Genomic DNA, 26,571 nt, shown 5'->3' with positions numbered 1-26,571 from the left:
GGAAGTAGCTCAGCTTGGTAGAGTACTTGGTTTGGGACCAAGGTGTCGCAGGTTCGAATCCTGTCTTCCCGATTGATTACGAGGATACTTAAGGGTATCTTTTTTTATTTACTAAGGAGATTCTGAGAGTCTTCTTTTTTGTTTACGGAACAAATTTGTATAAACTGGCAGTGCTTAAGGAATGGTACTAGTCATATATTTTCTTTAATTATGGTAAAATAGTAAGAGAATAATGTGAGGAAAATGAATGTCAAGTAAGTTTGAAATTTTAATGAATCAACTAGGAATCTCTGAACAATTGAGACAGAATCCTGCTCTTGTTGATGCCAGAATTGAGCGTGTTGTGGTTCATAAAATTAGTAAGATTTGGGAATTTCATTTTGTATTTTCTAATATTTTACCGATTGAAATCTTTTTAGAGTTAAAGAAAGGGCTTGGTGAAGAATTTTCTAAGACAGGAAACCGAGCTGTTTTCGAAATCAAGGCTCTTTCTCAAGAATTCTCTAATGAACTCTTGCAGGCCTACTATAGAGAGGCTTTTTCTGAAGGTCCATGTGCAAGTCAGGGGTTTAAATCTCTTTACCAGAATTTAAACGTTCGTGCGGAGGGAAATCAACTCATTATTGAAGGTTCAGAGGCGATTGATAAGGAGCACTTTAAGAAGAATCATCTTCCTAATTTGGCAAAGCAACTCGAAAAGTTTGGTTTTCCAGCTTTTGTATGCCAAATAGAAAAGAATGATGCTCTTACACAAGAGCAGGAGAAAGCCTTCCATACGGAGAATGAACAGATTGTTCAAGCTGCCAATGAGGAAGCGCTCCGGGCTATGGAGCAACTGGAACAAATGGCTCCTCCTCCAGTAGAAGAGAAGCCAGCCTTTGATTTTCACGCTAAAAAGGCTGCGGCCAAGCCTAAACTAGATAAGGCTGAAGTCACCCAGATGATCGACGTGACGACTGAGGAAAATCGCCTGGTCTTTGAAGGGGTCGTTTTTGATGTGGAGCATAAGGTGACCAGAACTGGTCGCGTTTTGATCAACTTTAAAATGACAGACTACACTTCAAGTTTTTCAATGCAAAAATGGGTTAAGAATGAAGAAGAAGCTCAGAAGTTTGACATCATTAAGAAGAATTCTTGGCTCCGAGTTCGTGGGAATGTGGAGATGAATAACTTCACACGTGATTTGACCATGAACGTGCAGGATGTGCAGGAAGTTGTTCACTATGAGCGGAAGGATTTGATGCCAGAAGGTGAGCGTCGGGTTGAGTTTCATGCTCATACCAACATGTCGACTATGGATGCTTTACCAGAGGTAGAGGAGATCGTTGCGACAGCTGCTAAGTGGGGACACAATGCGGTTGCCATCACGGACCATGGGAATGTCCAGTCCTTCCCACATGGCTATAAGGCAGCCAAGAAAGCCGGAATCCAGCTAATCTATGGAATGGAAGCCAATATCGTGGAGGACCGAGTTCCTATCGTTTACAACGAAGTGGAGATGGATTTGTCAGAAGCAACCTACGTGGTTTTTGACGTGGAAACGACGGGACTTTCAGCTATCTATAATGACTTGATTCAGGTTGCGGCTTCTAAGATGTATAAGGGGAATGTTATTGCCGAATTTGATGAATTTATCAATCCTGGATATCCCTTGTCAGCCTTTACTACTGAGTTAACAGGTATTACAGATGATCATGTTAAAAATGCCAAACCACTGGAACAAGTTTTACAAGAATTCCAAGAGTTTTGCAAGGATACAGTTTTAGTTGCTCACAATGCCACCTTTGACGTTGGCTTTATGAATGCCAACTATGAGCGTCATGGTCTGCCTAAGATTAGCCAGCCAGTCATCGATACGCTGGAGTTTGCTAGAAATCTCTATCCTGAGTATAAACGTCATGGTTTGGGACCTTTGACTAAGCGTTTTGGTGTAGCACTTGAACACCACCACATGGCCAACTACGATGCGGAAGCTACTGGTCGTCTGCTTTTCATCTTTATCAAAGAGGTAGCAGAAAAACATGGTGTGACCGATCTGGCTAGACTCAACATTGATTTGATTAGTCCAGACTCTTATAAAAAAGCTCGGATTAAACATGCGACTATTTATGTCAAGAATCAGGTAGGTTTAAAAAATATTTTTAAGCTGGTTTCTTTGTCCAATACCAAGTACTTTGAAGGAGTACCACGGATACCGAGAACGGTTCTAGATGCCCATCGAGAAGGCTTGATTTTAGGGTCGGCTTGCTCGGAGGGTGAAGTTTTTGACGCAGTTGTTTCCCAAGGTGTGGATGCGGCGGTTGAGGTGGCCAAGTATTATGACTTTATCGAGGTCATGCCACCGGCTATCTATGCTCCCTTGATTGCTAAAGAGCAGGTCAAGGATATGGAGGAACTTCAGACTATTATCAAGAGTTTGATAGAGGTTGGGGACCGTCTTGACAAGCCTGTTCTAGCTACGGGAAATGTCCACTATATCGAACCGGAAGAAGAGATTTACCGTGAAATTATCGTCCGTAGTTTGGGACAGGGGGCTATGATTAACCGGACCATTGGTCACGGTGAACATGCCCAGCCAGCTCCTCTTCCCAAGGCTCATTTTAGAACGACCAATGAAATGTTGGATGAATTTGCTTTCTTGGGAGAAGATTTAGCACGCAAATTAGTCATTGAAAACACCAATGCCTTGGCAGATATCTTTGAACCTGTTGAGGTCGTTAAGGGTGACTTGTATACACCTTTCATCGACAAGGCGGAAGAAACGGTCGCTGAGTTGACCTATAAGAAAGCTTTTGAGATTTATGGAAATCCGCTGCCAGATATTGTTGATTTGCGGATTGAAAAAGAATTAACTTCCATTCTGGGGAATGGATTTGCCGTGATTTATCTGGCATCGCAGATGCTGGTGCAACGTTCCAACGAACGGGGCTACTTGGTGGGTTCTCGTGGATCTGTCGGTTCCAGTTTCGTTGCGACCATGATTGGGATTACGGAGGTTAATCCTCTCTCTCCTCACTATGTCTGTGGTCAGTGTCAGTACAGCGAGTTTATCACCGATGGTTCTTATGGTTCAGGTTTTGATATGCCCAATAAGGATTGTCCAAACTGTGGTCATAAACTTAACAAAAATGGACAGGATATTCCTTTCGAGACCTTCCTTGGTTTTGATGGAGACAAGGTTCCCGATATTGACTTGAACTTCTCGGGAGAAGATCAGCCTAGCGCCCACTTGGATGTACGTGATATCTTTGGTGAGGAATATGCCTTCCGTGCAGGAACGGTTGGTACGGTGGCTGCTAAGACTGCCTATGGATTTGTAAAGGGCTACGAGAGAGACTATGGGAAGTTTTATCGTGATGCAGAGGTGGAACGTCTTGCCCAAGGTGCAGCTGGTGTCAAGCGCACAACGGGACAACACCCGGGGGGAATTGTTGTTATTCCTAACTACATGGATGTTTACGACTTTACGCCTGTTCAGTATCCAGCGGATGACGTGACGGCTGAATGGCAGACGACTCACTTTAACTTCCACGATATCGATGAGAATGTCCTCAAACTCGATGTGCTGGGACATGATGATCCGACCATGATTCGGAAATTACAGGACTTGTCTGGGATTGACCCTAATGAAATTCCTATGGATGATGAAGGTGTCATGGCCCTCTTTTCTGGAACTGATGTGCTAGGTGTGACGCCTGAGCAAATCGGTACGCCGACGGGTATGCTGGGGATTCCAGAGTTTGGAACCAACTTTGTACGTGGGATGGTAGACGAGACGCATCCGACGACTTTTGCAGAGTTGCTTCAGCTATCAGGTCTATCCCACGGTACCGATGTGTGGTTGGGAAATGCTCAGGATTTGATCAAGCAAGGGATTGCAGACCTATCAACTGTTATCGGTTGTCGGGACGACATCATGGTTTACCTCATGCATGCTGGTCTTGAACCTAAGATGGCCTTTACCATCATGGAACGGGTACGTAAGGGCTTGTGGTTGAAGATCTCCGAAGAGGAGCGAAATGGCTATATCGAAGCCATGAAGGCCAATAAGGTGCCAGAGTGGTATATCGAGTCCTGTGGAAAAATCAAGTATATGTTCCCTAAAGCCCATGCGGCAGCCTACGTTATGATGGCCTTGCGCGTAGCCTACTTCAAGGTTCACCATCCCATTTATTACTACTGTGCTTACTTTTCAATCCGCGCTAAGGCTTTTGATATCAAGACCATGGGAGCGGGCTTGGATGCCATCAAGCGCAGAATGGAAGAAATCGCTGAAAAACGGAAGAACAATGAAGCCTCTAATGTGGAAATTGACCTCTATACCACTCTTGAGATTGTCAATGAAATGTGGGAACGTGGCTTTAAGTTTGGCAAGTTAGACCTCTATCGTAGTGATGCGACTGAATTCATCATTGATGGAGATACCCTCATCCCACCATTTGTAGCAATGGATGGTCTGGGAGAGAACGTTGCTAAGCAGTTGGTGCGTGCGCGTGAAGAGGGTGAGTTCCTCTCTAAGACAGAACTGCGCAAGCGTGGTGGACTTTCATCAACCTTGGTTGAAAAGATGGATGAAATGGGGATTCTCGGCAATATGCCAGAGGATAACCAGTTGAGTTTGTTTGATGAGTTGTTTTAAGAATTAGAATGGAGAACATCTTTATGAAGCTTAGGATTTTTGCGGAAGATAAACCAGCTGAAAAGGTTTTTGACTATCAGCTAGAGCTGGCAGATGAAACAATTATCCTATCAACAGCGCTCTTGTCTGGTGCCATTGCTTTAGCAGGATTATTTTCTGCTTTGAAGGAAAAATAACAAAAGAAAAGGAAGAATAGAATGGTTTTACCAAATTTTAAAGAAAATCTAGAAAAATATGCGAAATTGTTGGTTGCAAACGGTGTGAATGTGCAACCGGGTCACACTTTGGCTCTCTCTATCGATGTGGAGCAACGTGAGTTGGCTCACTTAATCGTCAAAGAAGCTTATGCACTTGGAGCACACGAAGTTATCGTTCAATGGGCAGATGACTTTGTAAATCGCGAGAAATTCCTCCACGCGCCGATGGAGCGTCTGGACAATGTGCCAGAATACAAGATTGCTGAGATGAACTATCTCTTGGAGAACAAGGCTAGTCGTCTCGGTGTCCGCTCTTCTGATCCAGGTGCCTTGAACGGAGTGGATGCGGATAAGCTTTCAGCTTCTGCCAAAGCGATGGGACTTGCGATGAAACCAATGCGTATCGCAACTCAATCCAACAAGGTTAGCTGGACTGTAGCAGCTGCAGCAGGGCTTGAGTGGGCTAAGAAGGTCTTTCCAAATGCTGCGAGCGATGAAGAAGCAGTGGATCTTCTTTGGGATCAAATCTTCAAAACTTGCCGAGTCTACGAAGAAGATCCAGTTAAGGCTTGGGAAGAACATGCAGCCATCCTCAAGAGCAAGGCAGAAATGCTCAATAAAGAACAATTCTCAGCCCTTCACTACACAGCGCCAGGGACAGATTTGACACTTGGCTTGCCGAAGAACCACGTTTGGGAATCAGCTGGCGCTATCAATGCACAGGGAGAAGGATTCTTGCCAAATATGCCGACAGAAGAAGTCTTTACGGCTCCTGACTTCCGTCGTGCAGATGGCTATGTCACTTCTACAAAACCACTTAGCTATAACGGCAATATCATCGAAGGTATTAAGGTGACCTTTAAGGATGGTCAAATCGTAGATATCACTGCTGAGAAGGGTGATCAGGTCATGAAAGACCTTGTCTTTGAAAATGCTGGCGCGCGTGCCTTGGGTGAATGTGCCTTGGTACCAGATCCAAGTCCAATTTCTCAGTCAGGTATTACCTTCTTTAATACCCTTTTTGATGAAAATGCTTCAAACCACTTGGCTATCGGTGCAGCCTATGCGACCAGCGTTGTTGGTGGGGCAGAGATGAGCGAAGAAGAGCTTGAAGCTGCAGGACTGAACCGTTCAGATGTTCACGTGGACTTTATGATTGGTTCGAGTCAAATGGATATCGATGGTATCCGTGAGGATGGAACACGTGTACCACTCTTCCGCAATGGAGACTGGGCAATTTAAGGAGAAGCTATGCTTGGAAGTATGTTTGTTGGTCTCCTAGTGGGACTCTTGGCAGGTGCTTTAACCAATCGCGGAGAAAGCATGGGATGCTTTGGAAAAATGTTTCTCGGCTGGATTGGTGCTTCTTTGGGGCACCTGCTCTTTGGGACTTGGGGTCCAAACCTAGCGGGGATAGCTATTGTTCCAGCTGTTTTAGGTGCTATGGTTGTCTTAGCTATTTTCTGGAGACGAGGAAGTTAATTTCTTAAATCTGATACTCAATGAAAATCAAAGAGAAACTAGGAAACTAGCCGCAGGCTGCTCAAAGCACTGCTTTGAGGTTGTGTATAGAACTGACGAAGTCAGCTCAAAACACTGTTTTGAGGTTGCAGATGGACGTTGACGCGGTTTGAAGAGATTTTTGAAGAGTATGAAAAGAAAAGGAGGTTGGTCACTTGGGCAGCCTCCTTTTGAGTATGATATAATAGTTCTATGAGATTAGATAAATTTTTAGTTGCATGCGCTGTGGGAAGTCGGACGGAGGTCAAAAACTTGCTCAAGGCTGGACGCGTGACGGTCAATGGCAAGAAAGAAAAATCAGCAAAATTGCAAATCAATGAAGAAAGAGATGAGATTCGTTTTGACGGTCAAGTGCTGGAGTATGAAGAGTTTGTCTACTACATGATGAACAAGCCCCAGGGAGTCATTTCGGCGACTGAAGATCCCAAGCATAGAACGGTTCTGGACTTGTTGGATGACTATGGACGTGCCAAAGAAGTCTTTCCTGTAGGGCGATTGGATATCGATACGCATGGACTCTTACTCTTGACAAATGATGGAAAGCTGGCTCATTCCCTTCTATCGCCCAAGCGTCATGTAGATAAAACTTATCAAGCTCAGGTCAAGGGAATCATGAGCCAAGAAGATGTGGAAACATTTGGCAAGGGTATTCCGCTCAAGGACTTTACCTGCCAGCCGGCCAAACTGGAGATTTTGTCAGTGGATTCATATAAGGATGAGAGCCAGGTTCGGGTGACTATTAGAGAAGGAAAATTTCATCAAGTCAAACGCATGGTAGCATACTGCGGGAAGGAAGTGGTGGACTTACAACGTTTGACGATGGGAACTCTAGTCTTGGATGAGAACTTAGAACAAGGAGAATGGCGTCGCTTGACCAAGGAGGAGTTAGAAGTTCTCTTTGCAAGTATTGCTTAATTTGCTTTATATTAGAAAAAGGTGAGGAGAATGTCCTTACCTTTTTCATTTTTCAGTTGCTTCCTTTGTGAAAAGAGTTATAATAGACAGTAGAATAAAAGGAGGAATCTATGAACGCGATTCAAGAATCATTTACTGATAAACTATTTGCCAACTATGAAGCAAATGTCAAATACCAAGCGATTGAAAATGCTACCAGTCACAACGGAATTTTTGCAGCCTTAGAACGTCGCCAAAGCCATGTAGACAATACACCTGTTTTCTCATTGGATTTGACCAAGGACAAGGTTACTAACCAGAAAGCGTCTGGTCGTTGCTGGATGTTTGCAGCTCTCAACACCTTCCGCCACAAACTCATCTCTCAATACAAACTGGAAAACTTTGAGTTGTCACAAGCCCACACTTTCTTCTGGGACAAGTACGAGAAATCCAACTGGTTCTTGGAGCAAGTCATTGCGACTGCAGACCAAGAATTGACGAGCCGTAAGGTTAGCTTCCTACTCCAAACTCCACAACAAGACGGTGGACAGTGGGATATGGTCGTGGCCCTCTTTGAGAAATACGGTGTCGTTCCTAAGTCTGTTTATCCTGAGTCTGTTTCTTCTAGCAGTAGCCGTGAGCTCAATGCCATCCTCAACAAATTGCTTCGTCAAGATGCCCAAATCTTGCGTGACTTGCTCGCTTCTGGTGCAGACCAAGCGACTGTTCAAGCCAAGAAAGAAGACCTCTTGCAAGAAATCTTTAACTTCCTTGCTATGTCACTAGGTCTTCCACCACGTCAGTTTGACTTTGCTTATCGCGATAAGGATGATAACTACCAAAGTGAAAAGGGTATCACACCACAAGAGTTTTACAAGAAATATGTCAATCTTCCTCTGGAAGATTATGTTTCGGTTATCAATGCTCCAACTGCTGACAAACCTTACGGTAAATCTTACACAGTTGAGATGTTGGGAAATGTCGTTGGTAGTCGTGCAGTTCGCTACATCAACGTTCCAATGGAGCGCTTGAAAGAATTGGCGATTGCCCAAATGCAAACAGGAGAAACTGTTTGGTTTGGTTCAGATGTCGGCCAGCTCAGCAACCGCAAAGCCGGAATCCTTGCGACAGATGTTTATGACTTTGAATCAAGCATGGATATCCAACTCACTCAAGACAAAGCTGGACGTTTGGACTACAGCGAAAGTTTGATGACCCACGCCATGGTCTTGACAGGTGTGGACTTGGACGAAAATGGTAAGTCAACCAAGTGGAAGGTTGAAAACTCATGGGGAGACAAGGTCGGCACAGATGGTTACTTTGTTGCCTCAGACGCTTGGATGGATGAATACACTTACCAAATCGTTGTTCGTAAGGAATTGCTGACAGCAGAAGAACAAGTTGCCTATGAAGCAGAACCAATCGTACTTGCACCATGGGATCCAATGGGAGCCTTGGCAGAATAAAGCATAAAGAAAAAAGGTTAGGGGAATCCTAGCCTCTTTTGTTTTTAAGTGCTTCTTAAAGTAGTGATAGATAATGCTTGCCAAGGGAGTTCTTCTTACTTTAAGTCTTTAAGTGACAGAGAAAAAGATATGTGTTACTATAGTAGTACAAAAGGATATTGGAGTAGAAATGAAGTATTTAAGTAGCCAAGACATCAAGGATCGTCAACGAAATATCAGCGACATTAAACCTTATAAAACAAGCAAGGAAATCGTCGTTTCAAATATCTTTACATTTTTTAATGCTATGAACTTGGCTCTGGCAGTTCTGGTAGCCACAACCTTGCGATTTGAAAATATGCTCTTTTTAGGTGTGATTGCTATCAATACAGCCATTGGGATTTTCCAAGAAGTGCGTTCAAAAAATGCTTTGGAAAAGCTAAGTTTACTTGGTAAAAGTAAGTACAGAGTCAACCGAGATGGTCAAACGATCGAGATTGATCCGGAGGACATCGTTCTAGGGGAGTATCTGCATCTCAATCTGGGTGATCAGGTGCCTGTCGATGCAGAAGTTCTTGAAGGGAATATTGAAGTGGATGAGTCCTTGCTGACGGGTGAAAGTGATTCGGTCTTTAAAACAGTTGGTGACAAGCTGATGAGCGGAAGCAATGTCGTCAGCGGTACTTGTCTGGTTATAGCAACGGCTGTGGGTCCAGATAGCTATATTAACAAACTTGCAAAATCCAGCAAGGAATTCAAAAAATACCCTTCTCAACTGCGCGATTATATGGATAAGATTTTAAAAATCGTCTCCATCTTGCTGGTGCCAGTTGCCATTCTGCTTTATGTCAGAGGTTTTAGTCTAGGACGGACTTATGTTGAGATTGTTTTGGGAAGTTCAGGCGCCTTGGTCGGTATGATTCCAGAGGGCTTGATTCTCCTGGTTAGCGTTTCCCTAGCAGTAGCGACTATGAAGCTGGCCAAAAAGAAGGTTCTGGTGCAGGAACTATACTGTGTAGAGACCTTGGCGCGAGTAGATGTTCTTTGTTTTGATAAGACAGGTACCATCACGACGGGGAATATGAAGGTCCAAGAAATGGATGCTAATGTAGCAGAGAAACTGTCTTCTTATCTGGCTTATTTCGAGGATGAAAATGCAACTTCCAGAGCTCTGAAGACTTACTTAACCTGTGAGAAAAAGTGGGAAGTTCAAGAAGTCGGTGCCTTTTCAAGCAAAAACAAGTATTCCTTTGTCCAAGTAAAAGATGGAGGGACCTATTTCTTCGGAGCCTATGAGTTTTTAGGCTTTACCCAGCCGATGGATGCCTACTATGAAGATCTCAAACAGCAAGGTTTTCGAATCTTATCGCTTGCTCATAGCAAGGACCAGATTACGAGTCCAGCTAATGTGGAACTACTAGGCCACGTCGTTTTGTCAGATGAGATTAAGGACAATACCAAGGAAACCTTTGACTATTTCGAATCTCAAGGTGTTGAAGTGAAGATTATCAGTGGTGATAATCATGTGGCTGTATATGGGGTGGCTCGTAAGGCAGGTTTTAAGGAAGAAGCCCGTGCGATTGATATGACCAAGGTGAGTGAACAAGATTTTGAAAGAGTGGTCTTGGAACATGATATCTTTGGTCGGGTGACACCGGAACAGAAGCAAAAGATGGTATCTATTTTGCAAAATGCTGGTAAAACAGTTGCCATGAGCGGTGACGGGGTCAATGATGTTCTGGCTCTCAAGAAAGCAGATATCAGTTTTGCTATGAATGGTGCTACGAGTGCAGCCAAAAGTGTATCCAATATTGTTTTTCTGACCGATGACTTTGCAGTATTTTATGATATCTTGATGGAAGGTCGCCGGGTCATCAATAACATCCAAAAGGTAGCCTCTCTCTTTCTAACAAAGACCTTCTTCTCCATCGTGTTTGCCATTTTGAGTGTGGTATTTGGTTTGGAATTCGCCTTTATCCCCATTCAGTTTACAATCATTTCAGCTATTACGATTGGGATTCCATCCTTCTTCCTGACTTTTGAGTCCAATAAAGAAAAGGTCAGCACACATTTTATGCGAGATATTTTGACCAATGCTGCGATTGGTGGTGGCATTCTAGTCGCTAGTGTACTCTTGACGAACTTCTTTATCACTGTCCCTGGTCAGGTCAAATTTATTTGCTTCCTCCTTGCCCTGATCAATGGTCTGTGTCTAGTTGCCAAGGTCAGTCTGCCATTTAATCGATACAAACTAGTCTTGCTCGCATTTTTGAGCCTTGCAGCCCTTGTTGGCGTCCTTGCCAATACTTTTATCCTGCAAGGAGCGTATGTGCCTTTAGAAACCAGCCAAGTCGTCTATGTAGCCATCCTAGCAGTGGTGATTGGAGGCTTGCATTATCTGACTAGAAGAAAAAGTTGATACACAAAAAGAATCAGGTTTATTACCTGATTCTTTTTTATTTATATTCTCGATGGTTTACATGATACCGAAGAAACGAGCTGCAATACCTACTGCAAAGAGAGCAAGGATGATTGCGATTGGTGATACTTTTTTCTTAAGCAACCACATGCAGAGGAAAGTAAGGAGAAGTCCCATCAATCCTGGAATCAATGAGTTCAACTGACCTTGAAGGGTTTGTGGTTGAATCTTATCTAGGCTCAATCCTCCAAGTGCATCAGCAAGAATTCCTTTCAATTCAGCACCAGTAACAGCACCTTCTGGGAAGTTGATGTAAGCTCCTTCAGCCAATTGTTTACCTGGAAGGTTCACAGTAAAGTTGATAGATACCCAACGTTGTACAAGAACGGCAAGGATGAACATACCAAGGATAGATGCCCCTTTAGTGATGTCTTTCAAGATACCACCTGACATGTCTTTAGTGATTTCAGATCCAGCTTTGTAACCGAACTCTTGTGTATACCATAGGAAGGCCATACGGATAGCATTCCATCCAAAGAAGAAGAGAAGGGGACCAACAATGTTACCAGATGCAGCAAGTGATGCACCAAGGGCTCCAAGGATAGGACGAACTGTAAACCAGAATACTGGGTCACCGATACCAGCAAGAGGTCCCATCATACCGATCTTAACCCCTTGGATAGCTGCGTCGTCGATTTCAACACCGTTAGCGCGCTCTTCTTCAAGTGCAAGAGTAACCCCCATGATTGGAGCAGCTACGTATGGGTGAGTGTTGAAGAACTCAAGGTGACGCTCAAGAGCAGCTGCTTGGTCTTCTTTTTTAGTGTACAATTTTTTGATAGCTGGGATCAATGAGTAAGCCCAACCCAAGTTTTGCATACGCTCGTAGTTCCAAGAACCTTGAAGGAATTGTGAACGCCACCAAACTTTTTGACGATCTGATTTTGATAATTGAATTTTTTCAGCCATGATTGATCCCCTTTCTAGTAGTCTTCTAGGATATCACCGATTGGGTCGTTAGAAGTCGCAGCTCCGCCGCCACCGTTTCCACCTTGTTTTGTAAGGTTAAGGTAGATGAAGGCAAGGGCAACACCGATGACACCAAGGGCAATCAAAGTCAATTGAGAGATTGCTGCAAGAGCAAAACCGATAGCGAAGAATGGCCATACTTCACGAGTTGCCATCATGTTGATAACCATAGCGTAACCAACGGCAACGACCATAGCACCACCGACAGCCATACCACCGTTCAACCAGTCTGGCATCAATTTGAGAGCATCTTGAACGGCAGAAGCAGGGATAGCGATAAGGAAGGCAGCAGGGATTGCAATACGAAGACCTTGAAGAAGAAGTGCAACAAAGTGAGCACGTTCAACAGCCGCAATATTTCCTTCTTTAGCAGCAGCGTCAGCAGTGTGAACCAAGGCAACTGAGATTGTACGAACAATCATAGTCAAGAAAAGTCCAGCTACGGCAAGAGGAATAGCTGTTGCCGTAGCAACGGCGATACCTTCAGTAGTAAAGTTACCACCTTTGATCAAGATGATTGCTGCAGCAACAGATGCAAGAGCAGCGTCAGGAGCTACGGCAGCTCCGATGTTTGCCCAACCAAGGGCGATCATTTGAAGAGATCCACCAAGCATAACACCTGCTTCGAGGTTACCAGTTGCAAGTCCGATAAGGGTACATGCGACGATTGGTTGATGGAATTGGAATTGGTCGAGGATACCTTCAAGACCTGCAAGGAAGGCAACAACTACAACCAAGATAGCAGAAATGATTGAAATATCTGACATGGTTTTATTCCTTTTCTATTTAGTTTTAATAAAGTATTTAATCCTGTTTTCAAAAATGATCGAAACAGATTAAAATTATTGAACATTTGCTTTCTTAATCAAGTCAAACAAATCTTTTTTCGTGTCGTTTGGTACTTTACGTACGTCAAATTCAACACCGAGGTCACGCATTTTTTCAAAGGTTGCAACGTCTTCTTTGTCCATAGACAAAACGTTGTTGATCATTGTTTTACCTGTTGAGTGAGCCATAGAACCAACGTTAAGGGTCTTGATTGGCACGCCACCTTCGATAGCACGAAGTGCATCTTGTGGAGTTTCAAACAAGATAAGGGCATGAGTTTCGCCGAAACGTGGGTCTTGTGCGACGTCGATCAATTTCTGGATTGGGACAACGTTAGCTTTTACTCCGTTTGGAGCTGCTTGTTTGATCAATTCTTTACGCAATTCGTCGTTTGCAACGTTGTCTGAAGCAACGATGATACGGTCTGCTTTTGAATCAGGAGTCCAAGCAGTGGCAACCTGACCGTGAAGGAGACGAGTGTCTAGACGAGCAAGGTTGATTTTCAGTTTACCGTCACCGATAACTGTTCCTTCTGGAATAGCAGCTTGGGCAACTGGAGCAGCTGCAGCAGTTGCAACTTCCTCAACTGGGTTAAGCTCTTCTGGAAGAGCCTTGATGCCATCTTTGGCTTCTTTAATGATATTCGCAGCGACTTTATCCACACCTGCATTCGCGTCCATAAGGCGCTCTGTGTAGGCTTGGATCAACATCGGCAAGTTAAGTCCTGTGATGATGGCAAACTTACGTTCTGGACTTTCTCCCATCACGCGGCTAGCTTGGTTGAATGGAGATCCACTCCAAAGGTCAGCCAATACTAGAACCTCATCTTCTGCGTCAAATGCAGCCACAGCGTTGTTGAATTTAGCGTAAAGGTCATCTGGACCTTCATTTGGCATAAAGGTTACAACTTGAACCTTTTCTTGTTCACCAAAGATCATAGATCCTGACTGATGAATACCCGCAGCAAATTCGCCGTGGCTCGCAATAATGATTCCGATACTCATTATTGTCATTCCTCCTTATAAAATGTTTGACTGTATGTTTAAGAAAACTTTAAGCCTAACTTTAAGTATAAACCGTTTTCATATAAAAATCAACTACTTTTTCTAAAAAGATGTAAAAGTTTTCATAGAATGACTTTTTAAAAATATTAATATATCAATGATTTTGAAAGATGCGTGAAAATGGTAATAGAAAATTTAATATAAAAATACAGAAAATAAGCCGCTTTTGTGAAAACAGAATGAAAACAAAAAGGGAAGATTGCGGCCCTGCAATCTTCCCTTTTATAGGAATAAATTTTGTAAAGCGTGGGCAACTCCATCTTCTTCGTTGGTCAGAGGAAGTTGTTCGTCTGCATATGGAAGAAGAGCAGGATTGGCGTTTTTCATAGCATATCCCTTGCCTGCAAATGCCAACATTTCAGTGTCATTATGCTCATCACCAAAGGCGATTAAGTCTTTTTTATCACGATTCATCACATTGAGCAAGTACTCTAGAGCAAAGGCCTTGTTTACACCCTTGGGAGTACACTCGAGGATGTTGAGGGGCCCGCCCCAGGTATTGATAGCTAGTTGGTGCTGATAAAAACGATTCATCTCGTCCGCTAAAGCGTATTTGTCTTCAGCCCTTGTTTGCAAGAGGATGCAGTTGGGATCTTTGGTTACTCGTTCGGGCTTGAATTGATTTTCCGGCCGGAAGTTCTCTACGCCAAATAGTTTAGGGTCTGCAATTTCCTCATTCGGAGTCGTGATATAGAATTTTTTTCGATATTCTCCTGCAATAAAATCAGCCTGGATGTCCTCCGTGCGCTTGACCATGTCTAGGAGGTATTTTTTGTCCAAGGTCAAGCACTTTTCATGCTCCCAAGCCTGTCCTGGTAGATGGGTAAGAGAACCATTAAAGTTAATCATGGGAGTATGCAATTCTAGCTCACGGTAGAAATCTTTTGCCATACGATACGGACGGCCTGTCGTGATGATGACATGGTGGCCTTTTTCTGAAATTTTTTTGATCGTCTCTTTGGTGAAATCGGAGAGCTTGCTTTCACTATTCAGCAGGGTTCCGTCCAAATCGACTGCGATAATTTTTTTAGTCATATAAACCTTTCTAGTCGTTTCCAGATAAGATGTCTACTATTATATCAAAAAGAAGGAAGAAAAGCAGATAAGAACAAAAACTACAGTTGCTTTGATTTATTAAATAAATCAAACAAACATATTGAAAAGGTGAATGATAAATGATATAATACTGATATTGTTCGTAAAAAACAAAAGGAGATTAAAGATGGACAAACTATTTAAACTAAAAGAGCACGGGACAGATGTCCGTACAGAGGTGCTTGCTGGTTTAACAACATTCTTTGCAATGAGTTATATTCTCTTTGTAAACCCTCAAATGCTTTCCCAAACGGGTATGCCTGTTCAAGGTGTGTTCTTGGCAACGATTATCGGTTCTGTAGTCGGTACTTTGATGATGGCTTTCTATGCTAATTTGCCGTACGCACAAGCACCAGGTATGGGACTAAATGCCTTCTTTACATTTACAGTTGTATTTGGGATGGGCTATACTTGGAAAGAGGCTCTTGGTATGGTCTTCATTTGTGGAATTATTTCACTGATTATTACCTTAACAAATGTTCGTAAAATGATCATCGAATCTATTCCAACAACACTTCGTTCAGCTATTTCGGCTGGTATTGGTGTTTTCCTTGCCTATGTTGGAATTAAGAATGCTGGTCTCTTGAAATTCTCAATCGATCCAGGTACTTATACGGTAGCAGGTGAAGGAGCAGACAAGGCTCAAGCTGCACTTACTGCAAACTCCGCAGCTGTTCCAGGATTGGTAGACTTCAATACTCCAGCCGTATTGGTAGCTCTTGCAGGTTTGGCTATTACCATTTTCTTTGTTGTTAAAGGCATCAAGGGTGGAATCATTCTTTCTATTTTAACAACGACTGTGCTTGCCATTGCTGTTGGTGTTGTCAAATTATCAGGGATTGACTTTGCTAGCAACAATCTTTCAGCAGCGGTTAATGATTTAGGAACTTTGTTTGGTGCTGCTCTTGGTTCAGAAGGTTTAGGATCTTTGATTTCAAACACTTCGCGTTTACCAGAAACCTTGATGGCTATTCTTGCCTTCTCACTAACGGATATTTTTGATACAATCGGTACTCTTATCGGTACTGGTGAAAAAGTTGGTATTGTTGCGACAAGTGGGGAAAACCATGAGTCCGCTAAATTGGACAAGGCTCTATACTCTGACTTGGTGGCAACTTCGGTAGGTGCCATTGCAGGTACTTCAAACGTTACGACCTATGTTGAATCTGCGGCTGGTATCGGTGCTGGTGGACGTACTGGTTTGACAGCCCTAGTGGTTGCGATCTGTTTTGCTCTATCTAGCTTCTTTAGCCCACTTCTAGCGATTGTTCCTACAGCTGCAACAGCACCAATTTTGATTATTGTCGGAATCATGATGCTTTCTAACTTGAAAAATATCCCTTGGGATGATATGGCTGAAGCGGTTCCTGCTTTCTTCACATCTATCTTTATGGGATTCAGCTACTCTATCACACAAGGGATTGCTGTTGGTTTCTTGTCATATACCTTGACAAAAGTTGTCAAAGGTCAAGCCAAGGATGTGCACGTGATGATTTGGATTTTGGATGCCTTGTTTATCCTTAACTATATCAGTATGGCGCTATAAATGGTATAATAGAAAAAGGGGAGTCTCCCCTTTTTAATTATAAGGAGGTACATCATGAAAGATAAGACGATTTGGCAAGAGGTTTTGAACAGAGGGAAATGGGTGCTCATCCTTTTGGTAGCTTTTGTTCTATCTCAATTTCCCATAGGACTTGCTTTGTTTTTAGCAAACAAACAGTTTCCGATTTTACAGTCAGGGCTCTTAGTAGGTGCCCTATCCATAGTCGTTTTGATTGTATTCATTATTGGTGCACGAAAAACACAACTTGCTACTTTTAATCTATCCTTTTTTAAGGCAAAAGACCTGGCTCGCTTGGTACTGAGTTATCTGGTGATTTTTGCGACAAATCTCTTGGGTTCACTCCTGCTTCGACTAACAAATGAGGCAACAACCAATAACCAATCAATACTAAATGGTTTAGTTCAGAATAGTTCCTTGATTTCAACTTTCTTCCTACTAGTCTTGATTGCGCCGATTTGTGAAGAAATTTTGTGTCGTGGAATTATTCCTAAAAAGATCTTCCGTGGAAAAGAAAAACTAGGCTTTGTTGTTGGTGCAATCGTCTTTGCCTTGCTCCATATGCCAACCAATTTACCTTCAGTGATTATTTATGGAGGAATGTCAACGGTTTTGACTTGGACAGCCTATAGGACTGAGCGTTTGGAGATGTCTATTTTGCTTCATATGATTCTCAATGGTATTGCATTTTGTTTGTTGGCCTTATTGGTGTTGATTAGTAGAAATCTAGGTCTATCATTCTAAACCATTGGCCTACTTGGAAAAGATGAATACTAACGTGTCCATCTTTTTCTTTTTATGGTAAAATAGAGGGATAATATGGTAGAGAACCTTAAGGGAGTAACCGTTATGTCCAATAAAGTCAACCACGGAAAAACAGCTATTTGTGGAATTATCAATGTAACACCAGATTCTTTTTCGGATGGTGGTCAGTTTTTTGCTCTTGAGCAGGCACTCCAGCAGGCTCGTAAATTGATAGCAGAAGGAGCGAGCATGCTAGATATCGGTGGAGAATCGACTCGGCCGGGCAGTAGCTATGTTGAGATAGAAGAGGAAATCCAGCGTGTTGTTCCAGTGATTAAAGCTATCCGTGAGGAAAGTGATGTTCTCATTTCCATTGATACTTGGAAAAGTCAGGTGGCAGAGGCCGCCTTGGCTGCTGGTGCTAATCTGGTTAATGATATCACTGGTCTCATGGGAGATGAGAAAATGGCGGATGTGGTTGCTAAGGCTGGAGCGAAAGTGGTTATCATGTTTAATCCAGTCATGGCTCGACCTCAGCACCCTAGTTCGCGCATATTTCCTCATTTTGGTTTTGGGAAAGCATTTACAGAGGAAGAGTTAGCTGACTTTGAAAAAGTGCCAATCGAAGACTTGATGGAGGCTTTCTTTGAACGAGCTCTAGCGAGAGCCAATCAAGCTGGGATAGCAAGAGAAAATATCCTGCTGGATCCAGGGATTGGCTTTGGTCTGACCAAGAAGGAAAATCTACTCCTTCTACGTGATCTGGATAAACTCCATCAGAAAGGCTATCCAATCTTTCTTGGTGTTTCGCGTAAGCGATTTGTTATCAATATCCTGGAAGAAAATGGTTTTGAAGTTAATCCTGAAACGGAAGTCGGTTTTCGTAATCGAGACATAGCTTCGGCTCATGTAACCAGTATCGCTGCGAGACAGGGTGTCGAAGTAGTGCGTGTGCACGATGTAGCCAGTCACAGGATGGCGGTTGAAATTGCGTCAGCCATTCGTTTGGCAGATGATGCAGAAAATCTAGATTTAAAACAATATAAATAAGATGAACGAAATTCAAAACAATCAGTGGATTGCCCACTATCGGACAGACCAACCGCATTTTGGTTTGGAGAGAATGGTGGAACTCTTGGCGCTAAGAGGCAATCCCCATCTCAAACTCAAGGTCATCCATATTGGAGGGACTAATGGCAAGGGCTCTACCATTGCTTTTTTGAAAAAGATGCTGGAAAAGCTAGGTCTAAGAGTTGGTGTGTTCAGTTCGCCCTATCTCATTCATTACACAGACCAAATTAGCATCAACGGGGAATCTATCCCCGAGGCTAGGCTAGAAGCCCTCATGGCGGACTATCGTGCTTTACTCGAGGGGGAGAATGGCGCTGCTTTACAAGGGACGACCGAATTTGAGATTATCACAGCCCTAGCCTATGATTATTTTGCCACTGAAAAAGTTGATGTGGCTATCATGGAAGTCGGCATGGGTGGACTTCTGGATAGTACCAATGTCTGCCAGCCCATTCTGACAGGCATCACGACCATTGGCTTGGACCATGTAGCCCTACTTGGTGATACCTTGGAAGCCATAGCAGAGCAGAAAGCTGGAATCATCAAGCAAGGTGTTCCTTTGGTGACAGGTCATATTGTTCTTGAAGCCTTGACTGTGATAGACTCTATTGCAGAAGCTAAAAATGCGCCGAGACTTGCCTATGGGAGTGATTACCAGGTCAGTCATCAAAAGAGTGTGGTGACGGGTGAAATCTTTGATTATACCAGTTCGGTCAGACAAGGTTGCTTTCAAACAGGTCTGCTTGGTTTACACCAGATAGACAATGCGGGGATGGCGCTTGCTCTCCTAGACACTTATTGCCAGGAGACTGGGCGAGAATTAGCAAGTAATGACTTGGTTGCTCAAGCTTTGAAAGAAACCAGATGGCCAGGGCGCTTGGAGGTCGTGTCTAGCGACCCATTGTTGCTTTTGGATGGGGCCCACAATCCCCATGCTATCAAGGCTTTATTAGCAAACTTGCAAGAACGCTTTGCGGATTATCATAAGGAAATCCTCTTTACGTGTATTAAAACCAAGGCTTTGGAGGATATGCTGGATTTGCTAGAAACGGTGCCAGGTAGTCAATTGACTTTAACCCATTTTGACGATAGTCGGGCGACGGATGAAAGCGTGCTGAAAGAGACAGCCAAGTCTAGAAATTTCAATTACCAAAGTTGGCAGGATTTTCTAGAGCAGAAATTGACAGATAAAAATGAAGAGAAACAAACAGTTAGGATTATCACAGGTTCCTTGTATTTCTTGAGCCAAGTGAGAGCCTATCTGATGGAGAGGAAGAACGAGAATGGATACACAAAAGATTGAAACGGCTGTAAAAATGATTATCGAGGCTGTTGGTGAGGACGCTAACCGCGAGGGCTTGCAGGAAACGCCTGCTCGTGTAGCCCGTATGTACCAAGAGATTTTTTCAGGTCTTGGCCAAACTGCTGAGGAACACTTGTCAAAATCCTTTGAGATTATTGATGATAATATGGTGGTAGAAAAGGATATCTTTTTCCACACTATGTGTGAGCACCACTTTCTGCCTTTTTATGGGAGAGCGCACATTGCCTACATTCCAGATGGACGTGTAGCAGGCTTGTCTAAGCTAGCCCGTACGGTTGAAGTTTATTCGAAAAAACCACAAATTCAAGAGCGGTTAAATATCGAAGTGGCCGATGCCTTGATGGACTATCTGGGGGCTAAGGGAGCCTTTGTTGTCATTGAGGCGGAACATATGTGTATGAGCATGCGTGGTGTCAGAAAGCCAGGCACGGCAACCTTGACGACAGTAGCTCGTGGTCTATTTGAAACAGATAAAGACCTCCGAGACCAGGCTTATCGTTTAATGGGACTATAAAAAGAATCCGCTTCAAGCGGATTTTTCTAGAAAGGAATCATTATGGATCAACTGCAGATTAAGGATTTGGAAATTTTTGCTTATCATGGTCTCTTTCCCAGTGAGAAAGAATTGGGGCAGAAGTTTGTCGTTTCAGCCATCCTTTCCTATGATATGACCAAGGCAGCGACTGAGTTAGACTTGGCCTCTTCTGTCCACTATGGAGAACTTTGCCAACAGTGGAAGACTTGGTTTCAGGAAAGCACTGAGGATTTGATTGAAACGGTAGCCTACAAACTAGTAGAGCGTACCTTTGAGGCCTATCCTCTTGTCCAAGAGATTGAACTAGAACTCAAAAAACCTTGGGCTCCAGTCCACTTGCCACTTGATACCTGCTCGGTAACCATCCACCGTCGCAAGCAACGTGCCTTTATCGCCCTAGGAAGCAATATGGGGGACAAGCAAGCAAACTTGGAGCAAGCCATTGACAAACTGCGAGCTCGAGGTATCCATATTCTCAAAGAGTCCAGTGTCTTGGCGACAGAGCCTTGGGGAGGTGTGGAACAGGATAGCTTTGCCAATCAGGTGATTGAAGTAGAAACCTGGCTACCAGCACCAGTCTTGTTAGAAACATTATTAGCTATTGAGTCAGAAATGGGACGGGTTCGAGAGGTGCATTGGGGGCCTCGTTTGATTGATTTGGACCTACTCTTTGTGGAGGACCAGATCATTTACACAGACGAGCTCATCTTGCCTCATCCTTATATAGCAGAACGCCTCTTTGTTCTTGAGCCGTTAGTGGAAATAGCTCCCCATTTTATCCATCCGATCCTAAAGCAACCAATTCGTTACTTGGTTGACCAGTTGGAGCAAGGAAATGCCTAAGCTTTCCGATACCTATAGCAAGTGGAAGAGTATCGGGGAGGGACTACTTGCTATTGTTTTAGGGCTTCTCTTGATTCGTTTTGGACAAGTTATTCCGCGAATGGGGTACCAGTTGCTGATGGGCTACTTTTCCTTGTCAGCAGTTTGGCACTTGTTGACTCGCTGGTTTCAAGATAAAAAACGTCGGGAAAATATCTTTGTAACCTTGGGCAAGCTGGTGGTAGCTGCTCTGGTGTTTGACTCTATCATCTTGCAAGACCTTGCCCTCTATCTCCTGGTTTTTATCATTGCGAGCTACCAGCTGTTTACGGGCATCATTAGTCTTGTGACTTGGTCTCTCTATCGAAAAAATGCCATTCATCCTCGGCTCCATCATCTCTTCGATGCTGTATGGATGATAGGATTCGGGCTTTATAGCATCTCTCCTTTTCACGATGCAGCGAATTTTGAATTGCTCTTGCTTGGGTTTTACTTGCTCATGCTAGGAGCTAGTAGCCTCCGGGACGGTTTCTTTTTTGAAAGGATAGAAAACAATCCCAAGCTGAAACGACGTATGCGAATGACTCTGCCGATCTTTGTGACAGCGCTGATCCCTATTAGTACCTTGCGCAAACTAAATGAGTGGCTGGCAAATCATGAAAGTCAAGAAGGGGAAGTTCATTCAGAAAGAAAAAATGACCAGGCGGTTGATCTGGAAATTTTTGTTCATACTTCAGAAACCTCCTTCTTCCTTGCTATGGGACATGTGGATATTTGTTATCAAGGGCAGGTTATTTCCTATGGTTCCTATGATCCCCACTCGGAGCGTTTATTCGGCATGGTTGGAGATGGTGTTTTGTTTAAGGCCAATCGGGAAAAATACATCGAGCTCTGTAAGAGGGAAAGTCAGAAGACCTTGTTTGCTTATGGCCTGAGTTTGACGGAGCAACAGAAAGCAGCTATCCAAGCGCGTTTAGCGGAGATAGAAGACCTGTTAATTCCTTGGGAACCAAGCTCGCAGTTGATGAAAAGAAGAGAGGGAGAGGTAAAGCATACCTACTCCTACCAACTAAAAGAGGAAGCAGATGCGACCCTCTATAAATTCAGCTCATCCGAGTTTAAGACCTACTTTGTTCTCAGTACCAATTGTGTTCTGCTAGCAGACTCTATCGTGGGAAAAGCTGGAACTGATATATTGAGTCCCCAAGGTTTCATTGTGCCAGGGACTTATCAGGATTACCTTGATTTAGAGTATACAAAACCCAATGGTCTAGTTGTTAGTCGATCCATTTATTAGAAAAAGAAAACTCTAGTTCATCAGCAGTTTGTGCCGAAAAGCTAGAGTTTTTAAAATAGGTCATTTTCTTCTGGAAGGAGGATGGTTTCTCTGCCGTCTAGGTCTAAAACAAGGACCCTAGGCGGGTAAAGCGGATCGAAAGGATGATTGAAATCAAAATCGATGCTAGTCGGAAGGTGCTGACTAGAAAAATGGAAGGTGATGGTCCCCTTATTGTTGAGCAGTTGAAACTCAAGTTCTTCTTCTAGTTCAAAGACATTTTTCAGGAAATGATCGATAATATACCATAAAGAGTCAATGACATCATCAGGCAAGCTGGTCACGACACCAAAACTAGCGGAACGTCTCTGTGTATTTGTAAAAGCCATGTTTTCCTCCCCCTTTTATTTTCCTTATCATACAGCAAAATGTCTTAAAAATCAAGAAATCGTAATCGCTTTTTCAAAATGGGAATAAACTGTGAAATTTTTTCAAAGTTTCTCTAAAAAATACTTGAAAGTGTTTACAATAAGTGATAAAATGGAGTAAGTAGATGCGTGAAAGCGAAATTTTCATTATAGAAAGGAAACGGAATGAACACAGATGATACAGTAACGATTTATGACGTCGCCCGTGAAGCAGGAGTTTCAATGGCAACAGTTAGCCGTGTCGTTAATGGCAACAAGAATGTTAAAGAGAATACTCGAAAAAAAGTCCTAGAAGTGATTGATCGCTTGGACTATCGTCCAAATGCGGTAGCACGTGGTTTGGCTAGCAAGAAAACAACGACAGTCGGAGTTGTGATTCCTAACATTACCAATGGTTATTTCTCAACACTTGCTAAGGGGATTGACGACATTGCTGAAATGTACAAGTATAACATTGTCCTTGCAAATAGTGATGAGGATGATGAAAAGGAAGTTTCAGTGGTTAACACTCTCTTTTCAAAACAAGTCGATGGGATTATCTTTATGGGCTATCACTTGACTGAAAAGATTCGTTCAGAGTTTTCTCGTTCACGGACACCGGTTGTTCTTGCTGGTACTGTGGATGTAGAACATCAACTTCCAAGTGTGAATATCGACTACAAACAAGCAACGATTGATGCCGTGAGCTATCTTCTCAAAGAAAATGAGAAAATTGCTTTTGTGAGTGGACCACTCGTCGATGATATCAATGGCAAGGTTCGTTTGATCGGTTACAAGGAAGCCTTGAAAAAAGCAGGATATTCTTATAGCGAGGGATTGGTCTTTGAATCAAAATACAGCTATGACGATGGTTATGCCTTGGCAGAACGCTTGATTTCATCACAAGCTACAGCCGCAGTTGTAACAGGTGATGAATTGGCAGCAGGTGTGTTGAATGGTTTAGCTGACCATGGTGTATCTGTGCCGGAAGAGTTTGAAATCATCACGACAGATGACTCTCAGATTGCACGATTCACTCGTCCAAACTTGACGACTATTGCCCAACCTCTTTATGACCTAGGTGCTATCAGCATGCGTATGTTGACCAAAATCATGCATAAGGAAGAGTTGGAAGAACGTGAAGTTCTCTTACCTCATGGTTTGACAGAACGCCGCTCTACACGAAAACGTAAATAGAAAAAATCAGGGAATCGTGAAGATTTCCTGATTTGCTTTCTAGAGAAGAGGTTTATCCTTCCATATAGTCTTTCAAAGCTTGTCCTTTTAGTCCAGCATTAAGGGCAATTAATAATTTGAGGCGCGCTTTTTGAGCGTTGAGTTCTTTGACAAAGAAAACACCAGCTCGTTGCAACTGCACTCCTCCACCTGGGTAGGCGTAGACAGGTTCAGCAATGCCATTAAAGCATCGTGAGACCAAGGCGACTGGAATTCCTTTTTGGAGGAGATTTTCCAACTTTTGAGCTGTTTCTTTGGGAATATTGCCTGCTCCGAAGGCCTGAATGACTAAGCCATCCAGCTGTTCTAAGTCTAACATATCAATCAGCTCGTCTGTCATACCGGCATAGGCTGAGATGATGGGAACCAGACCTTGAATATGCTCAAGATTAAACCGGACACGAGGCTCAGCCGTTTTGAAGTAGAGGATTTCTTGCTTCATGATGAGGCCAAGTGGTCCATGTGTTGGGGTTTGAAAGGTGCTGACGTTGGTCGTATGAGTTTTGGTAACATACTTGGCTGCGTGGATCTCGTCGTTCATGACGACCAGTACACCCTTGTCGGCTGCTTTGTCATCGCTGGCAACTCGCAAAGCGCTCAGATAGTTATATACACCGTCGCTACCAAGTTCGTTTGAACTACGCATGGCCCCTGTTAGAACGATGGGGATGGGCGGAATTTTCATGGTATCAAGGAAGTAAGCTGTTTCTTCTAAGGTATCTGTACCATGTGTGATGACAACTCCATCATAGTTATCAGCTTCCTCTTTAATCTTATGATAGAGTGCAAGCATATGCTTGGGTTTGATATGAGGGCTTGGCAGATTAAAAAAGTCTAGGGTATGAACCTCAATTCCTTCAAGTGGATTGGAAACATGGTTCATGGGATTGTCCTGACTAGTTACAACGGCACCAGTGGCGTCTGCTTGCATGGAAATAGTCCCACCTGTATGTAAAACAAGGATTTTCTTAGGCATGATTTAGTCACTCTTTCTGAAATGTGGTATAATCATTGTAACACAAAAGGGGAGAATGGGACAGGATGGAAGTCAAGGCTGTTTTTTTTGATATCGATGGAACGCTAGTCAACGATCGCAAGAGTGTTTTGAAATCCACTAAGGACGCGATTAAGATTGTCAAAGAGCAAGGAGTGCTTGTTGGAGTAGCGACAGGACGAGGGCCGTTTTTTGTCAAGGAATTGATGGAAGACTTGGACCTAGACTTTGCGGTGACCTACAATGGCCAATACATTTTTAATAAAGAAAAGGTGCTCTTTGCAAGTCCGATTGCTAAGTCAAGCCTGCGTCAACTGATTGCTTACGCTAAAAAGGAGCGTAAAGAAATCGCTCTTGGAACCGAGCATGCCGTTGTTGGTTCGAAAATTATGTCATTTGGTCTCGGCTCCTTTTCCCAACTGGTTAGTCGTTTTATTCCGACTGTTCTGACAAGAACCGTTAGCCGTTCCTTTAATCGAATGGTCAGCAAGGCAGTTCCTCAAAAGGAAGACGACTTGCTTAACTTGATTAATCAGCCCATTTATCAAGTTTTGATGCTGATGACGCCAGAAGAATCTGAGAAGGCAGCAAGTGATTTTGAAGATTTAAAATTAACTCGAAGCAATCCTTTTGCAGCAGATATCATTAACCAAGGAAATTCCAAACTAGAAGGCATTCGCCGAGTCGGGAAAGAATATGGCTTTGATCTCAACCAAGTCATGGCCTTTGGTGATTCAGACAACGATCTGGAAATGTTGGCGGGTGTTGGTATGTCGGTTGCTATGGGAAATGGTAGTAGCAGTGTCAAAGAAGTTGCCAAGCATATTACGGCAAGTAATCAACAAGATGGTATCCACAAGGCGCTCGAGCACTTTGGTGTTTTGGCTTCAGAAAAAGTGTTTGTCAGTCGAGACTACCACTTTAATAAGGTTAAAACCTTCCACCACATGATGGATGAACGAACTCAAGAAGAGCCACAGGCATGGGATGCTGAAGGTGCAACCCACCGCGCAGACTTTAAAATTGAAGAATTAGTGGAGTTTGTTCGTGCAGCAAGTTCTTCGGAGGAAGAATTCCAAGACTCCCTTGCAAGCATGCATGAGGCACTTGATAAAGCGGCAGAGAAAGTGGCGAAAAAGACGCCTGCTAAGCAAAATCTGGTCAGTCAAGTGGATGCTTTGATTGACACATTGTATTTCACATACGGTAGTTTTGTTTTGATGGGAGTAGACCCAGAACGCATTTTTGATATTGTCCATGAAGCGAATATGGGGAAGGTTTTCCCTGATGGAAAAGCTCATTTTGACCCAGTTACACACAAGATTTTAAAGCCAGATGACTGGGAAGAAAAATATGCTCCAGAACCTGCTATCCGACAGGAACTACAACGTCAGTTTAAAGCTTATGAGCGACATAAAGAAAGAAAAAATAAAAAATAAGAGAAAATTCTTTTCCCTGGATAAAAAA

General features: G+C 43.2%; 22 protein-coding genes and 1 tRNA gene. 17 read left to right on the top strand and 6 right to left on the bottom strand.

All coding sequences use genetic code 11. The features are described from left to right. The 8 genes from M1G01_RS08415 to M1G01_RS08380 all read left to right on the top strand — a co-directional run bounded on the left by M1G01_RS08415 (nt 1) and on the right by M1G01_RS08380 (nt 11,115). Nucleotides 1-72 (top strand) — tRNA-Pro (locus M1G01_RS08415). Between the two features lie 175 nt (nt 73-247). Then, nucleotides 248-4,639 carry a PolC-type DNA polymerase III gene (locus tag M1G01_RS08410; RefSeq protein ID WP_247931599.1) on the top strand — a complete coding sequence of 1,464 codons (4,392 nt, stop codon included), beginning with the start codon at nt 248-250 and terminating at the stop codon, nt 4,637-4,639. Between the two features lie 23 nt (nt 4,640-4,662). Beyond that, nucleotides 4,663-4,815 carry a hypothetical protein gene (locus M1G01_RS08405; protein ID WP_000776617.1) on the top strand — a complete coding sequence of 51 codons (153 nt, stop codon included), beginning with the start codon at nt 4,663-4,665 and terminating at the stop codon, nt 4,813-4,815. 21 nt (nt 4,816-4,836) lie between these two features. Then, nucleotides 4,837-6,078 carry an aminopeptidase gene (locus M1G01_RS08400; protein ID WP_247931598.1) on the top strand — a complete coding sequence of 414 codons (1,242 nt, stop codon included), beginning with the start codon at nt 4,837-4,839 and terminating at the stop codon, nt 6,076-6,078. 9 nt (nt 6,079-6,087) lie between these two features. Continuing rightward, complete coding sequence (locus M1G01_RS08395) at nt 6,088-6,318, top strand: GlsB/YeaQ/YmgE family stress response membrane protein (RefSeq protein WP_000901578.1); 231 nt, start codon at nt 6,088-6,090, stop codon at nt 6,316-6,318. A gap of 231 nt (nt 6,319-6,549) precedes the next feature. Further along, nucleotides 6,550-7,272 (top strand): pseudouridine synthase, encoded by a 723-nt coding sequence (locus tag M1G01_RS08390; protein ID WP_042903126.1) that lies wholly within the window; start codon nt 6,550-6,552, stop codon nt 7,270-7,272. Between the two features lie 110 nt (nt 7,273-7,382). Further along, entirely contained in the window at nt 7,383-8,717 is a 1,335-nt protein-coding gene (gene pepC / locus M1G01_RS08385; RefSeq protein ID WP_247931597.1) for a C1 family peptidase, read from the top strand. 169 nt (nt 8,718-8,886) lie between these two features. Continuing rightward, the gene (locus tag M1G01_RS08380) at nt 8,887-11,115 is read left to right on the top strand and encodes an HAD-IC family P-type ATPase (protein ID WP_247931596.1); all 2,229 of its coding nucleotides are present in this window, start codon (nt 8,887-8,889) and stop codon (nt 11,113-11,115) included. A gap of 57 nt (nt 11,116-11,172) precedes the next feature. On the opposite strand, the gene M1G01_RS08375 is transcribed toward M1G01_RS08380, so the two are convergent. The 4 genes from M1G01_RS08375 to M1G01_RS08360 all read right to left on the bottom strand — a co-directional run bounded on the left by M1G01_RS08375 (nt 11,173) and on the right by M1G01_RS08360 (nt 15,071). Next, on the bottom strand, nt 11,173-12,084 hold the full coding sequence (locus tag M1G01_RS08375; RefSeq protein ID WP_000818314.1) for a PTS system mannose/fructose/sorbose family transporter subunit IID: 912 nt from the start codon (nt 12,082-12,084) through the stop codon (nt 11,173-11,175). 14 nt (nt 12,085-12,098) lie between these two features. Further along, the gene (locus M1G01_RS08370) at nt 12,099-12,911 is read right to left on the bottom strand and encodes a PTS mannose/fructose/sorbose transporter subunit IIC (RefSeq protein WP_001280321.1); all 813 of its coding nucleotides are present in this window, start codon (nt 12,909-12,911) and stop codon (nt 12,099-12,101) included. A gap of 75 nt (nt 12,912-12,986) precedes the next feature. Beyond that, a complete protein-coding gene (locus tag M1G01_RS08365) occupies nt 12,987-13,976 on the bottom strand; it encodes a PTS sugar transporter subunit IIB (RefSeq protein WP_247931595.1) in 990 nt (329 codons plus the stop codon). A 282-nt stretch (nt 13,977-14,258) separates the two neighbouring features. After that, nucleotides 14,259-15,071 carry a Cof-type HAD-IIB family hydrolase gene (locus tag M1G01_RS08360; RefSeq protein ID WP_000162371.1) on the bottom strand — a complete coding sequence of 271 codons (813 nt, stop codon included), beginning with the start codon at nt 15,069-15,071 and terminating at the stop codon, nt 14,259-14,261. 187 nt (nt 15,072-15,258) lie between these two features. Between M1G01_RS08360 and M1G01_RS08355 the strand changes: the two genes are divergently transcribed. The 7 genes from M1G01_RS08355 to M1G01_RS08325 all read left to right on the top strand — a co-directional run bounded on the left by M1G01_RS08355 (nt 15,259) and on the right by M1G01_RS08325 (nt 22,488). Next, entirely contained in the window at nt 15,259-16,677 is a 1,419-nt protein-coding gene (locus tag M1G01_RS08355) for an NCS2 family permease (protein ID WP_247931594.1), read from the top strand. A gap of 54 nt (nt 16,678-16,731) precedes the next feature. Next, nucleotides 16,732-17,439 carry a CPBP family intramembrane glutamic endopeptidase gene (locus M1G01_RS08350; RefSeq protein WP_247931593.1) on the top strand — a complete coding sequence of 236 codons (708 nt, stop codon included), beginning with the start codon at nt 16,732-16,734 and terminating at the stop codon, nt 17,437-17,439. 75 nt (nt 17,440-17,514) lie between these two features. Next, nucleotides 17,515-18,489 carry a dihydropteroate synthase gene (folP, locus tag M1G01_RS08345; protein WP_162284819.1) on the top strand — a complete coding sequence of 325 codons (975 nt, stop codon included), beginning with the start codon at nt 17,515-17,517 and terminating at the stop codon, nt 18,487-18,489. A gap of 1 nt (nt 18,490) precedes the next feature. Next, complete coding sequence (locus M1G01_RS08340) at nt 18,491-19,813, top strand: bifunctional folylpolyglutamate synthase/dihydrofolate synthase (protein WP_247931592.1); 1,323 nt, start codon at nt 18,491-18,493, stop codon at nt 19,811-19,813. Further along, complete coding sequence (gene folE / locus M1G01_RS08335; RefSeq protein WP_000380931.1) at nt 19,794-20,348, top strand: GTP cyclohydrolase I FolE; 555 nt, start codon at nt 19,794-19,796, stop codon at nt 20,346-20,348. The genes M1G01_RS08340 and folE overlap by 20 nt, the downstream gene beginning before the upstream one ends. Before the next feature lie 42 nt (nt 20,349-20,390). Beyond that, a complete protein-coding gene (gene folK, locus M1G01_RS08330) occupies nt 20,391-21,212 on the top strand; it encodes a 2-amino-4-hydroxy-6-hydroxymethyldihydropteridine diphosphokinase (RefSeq protein WP_247931591.1) in 822 nt (273 codons plus the stop codon). Next, a complete protein-coding gene (locus M1G01_RS08325) occupies nt 21,205-22,488 on the top strand; it encodes a DUF308 domain-containing protein (protein WP_247931590.1) in 1,284 nt (427 codons plus the stop codon). Before folK ends, M1G01_RS08325 begins: the two co-directional genes overlap by 8 nt. A gap of 50 nt (nt 22,489-22,538) precedes the next feature. Here the strand turns inward: M1G01_RS08325 and M1G01_RS08320 are convergent, their stop codons facing one another. Beyond that, complete coding sequence (locus tag M1G01_RS08320) at nt 22,539-22,856, bottom strand: DUF960 domain-containing protein (protein WP_000886045.1); 318 nt, start codon at nt 22,854-22,856, stop codon at nt 22,539-22,541. A gap of 204 nt (nt 22,857-23,060) precedes the next feature. Here M1G01_RS08320 and ccpA point away from each other — a divergent pair, with 204 nt between their 5' ends. Then, nucleotides 23,061-24,071, top strand: coding sequence for a catabolite control protein A (gene ccpA / locus M1G01_RS08315; protein ID WP_001090637.1), 1,011 nt, complete (start codon nt 23,061-23,063; stop codon nt 24,069-24,071). A 52-nt stretch (nt 24,072-24,123) separates the two neighbouring features. Here the strand turns inward: ccpA and M1G01_RS08310 are convergent, their stop codons facing one another. After that, nucleotides 24,124-25,086: an asparaginase gene (locus M1G01_RS08310; protein WP_247931589.1), complete on the bottom strand. Its 963-nt coding sequence runs from the start codon at nt 25,084-25,086 to the stop codon at nt 24,124-24,126. A gap of 65 nt (nt 25,087-25,151) precedes the next feature. Here M1G01_RS08310 and M1G01_RS08305 point away from each other — a divergent pair, with 65 nt between their 5' ends. Then, nucleotides 25,152-26,543, top strand: coding sequence for a Cof-type HAD-IIB family hydrolase (locus M1G01_RS08305; protein ID WP_247931588.1), 1,392 nt, complete (start codon nt 25,152-25,154; stop codon nt 26,541-26,543). Nucleotides 26,544-26,571: the final 28 nt, after the last annotated feature.

This window comes from Streptococcus oralis (genome assembly GCF_023110055.1).
Lineage (GTDB): Bacteria > Bacillota > Bacilli > Lactobacillales > Streptococcaceae > Streptococcus > Streptococcus oralis_BY.
The sequence above is the reverse complement of the archived record's forward strand: the minus strand, read 5'-3'. Positions and strand labels throughout refer to the sequence as shown.

What these genes read in the sequence shown, in the direction of transcription:
- M1G01_RS08410 (WP_247931599.1), top strand. Translation starts at nt 248, where the DNA reads ATGTCAAGTAAGTTTGAAATTTTAATGAATCAACTAGGAATCTCTGAA.
- M1G01_RS08405 (WP_000776617.1), top strand. Translation starts at nt 4,663, where the DNA reads ATGAAGCTTAGGATTTTTGCGGAAGATAAACCAGCTGAAAAGGTTTTT.
- M1G01_RS08400 (WP_247931598.1), top strand. Translation starts at nt 4,837, where the DNA reads ATGGTTTTACCAAATTTTAAAGAAAATCTAGAAAAATATGCGAAATTG.
- M1G01_RS08395 (WP_000901578.1), top strand. Translation starts at nt 6,088, where the DNA reads ATGCTTGGAAGTATGTTTGTTGGTCTCCTAGTGGGACTCTTGGCAGGT.
- M1G01_RS08390 (WP_042903126.1), top strand. Translation starts at nt 6,550, where the DNA reads ATGAGATTAGATAAATTTTTAGTTGCATGCGCTGTGGGAAGTCGGACG.
- pepC (WP_247931597.1), top strand. Translation starts at nt 7,383, where the DNA reads ATGAACGCGATTCAAGAATCATTTACTGATAAACTATTTGCCAACTAT.
- M1G01_RS08380 (WP_247931596.1), top strand. Translation starts at nt 8,887, where the DNA reads ATGAAGTATTTAAGTAGCCAAGACATCAAGGATCGTCAACGAAATATC.
- M1G01_RS08375 (WP_000818314.1), bottom strand. Translation starts at nt 12,084, where the DNA reads ATGGCTGAAAAAATTCAATTATCAAAATCAGATCGTCAAAAAGTTTGG.
- M1G01_RS08370 (WP_001280321.1), bottom strand. Translation starts at nt 12,911, where the DNA reads ATGTCAGATATTTCAATCATTTCTGCTATCTTGGTTGTAGTTGTTGCC.
- M1G01_RS08365 (WP_247931595.1), bottom strand. Translation starts at nt 13,976, where the DNA reads ATGAGTATCGGAATCATTATTGCGAGCCACGGCGAATTTGCTGCGGGT.
- M1G01_RS08360 (WP_000162371.1), bottom strand. Translation starts at nt 15,071, where the DNA reads ATGACTAAAAAAATTATCGCAGTCGATTTGGACGGAACCCTGCTGAAT.
- M1G01_RS08355 (WP_247931594.1), top strand. Translation starts at nt 15,259, where the DNA reads ATGGACAAACTATTTAAACTAAAAGAGCACGGGACAGATGTCCGTACA.
- M1G01_RS08350 (WP_247931593.1), top strand. Translation starts at nt 16,732, where the DNA reads ATGAAAGATAAGACGATTTGGCAAGAGGTTTTGAACAGAGGGAAATGG.
- folP (WP_162284819.1), top strand. Translation starts at nt 17,515, where the DNA reads ATGGTAGAGAACCTTAAGGGAGTAACCGTTATGTCCAATAAAGTCAAC.
- M1G01_RS08340 (WP_247931592.1), top strand. Translation starts at nt 18,491, where the DNA reads ATGAACGAAATTCAAAACAATCAGTGGATTGCCCACTATCGGACAGAC.
- folE (WP_000380931.1), top strand. Translation starts at nt 19,794, where the DNA reads ATGGATACACAAAAGATTGAAACGGCTGTAAAAATGATTATCGAGGCT.
- folK (WP_247931591.1), top strand. Translation starts at nt 20,391, where the DNA reads ATGGATCAACTGCAGATTAAGGATTTGGAAATTTTTGCTTATCATGGT.
- M1G01_RS08325 (WP_247931590.1), top strand. Translation starts at nt 21,205, where the DNA reads ATGCCTAAGCTTTCCGATACCTATAGCAAGTGGAAGAGTATCGGGGAG.
- M1G01_RS08320 (WP_000886045.1), bottom strand. Translation starts at nt 22,856, where the DNA reads ATGGCTTTTACAAATACACAGAGACGTTCCGCTAGTTTTGGTGTCGTG.
- ccpA (WP_001090637.1), top strand. Translation starts at nt 23,061, where the DNA reads ATGAACACAGATGATACAGTAACGATTTATGACGTCGCCCGTGAAGCA.
- M1G01_RS08310 (WP_247931589.1), bottom strand. Translation starts at nt 25,086, where the DNA reads ATGCCTAAGAAAATCCTTGTTTTACATACAGGTGGGACTATTTCCATG.
- M1G01_RS08305 (WP_247931588.1), top strand. Translation starts at nt 25,152, where the DNA reads ATGGAAGTCAAGGCTGTTTTTTTTGATATCGATGGAACGCTAGTCAAC.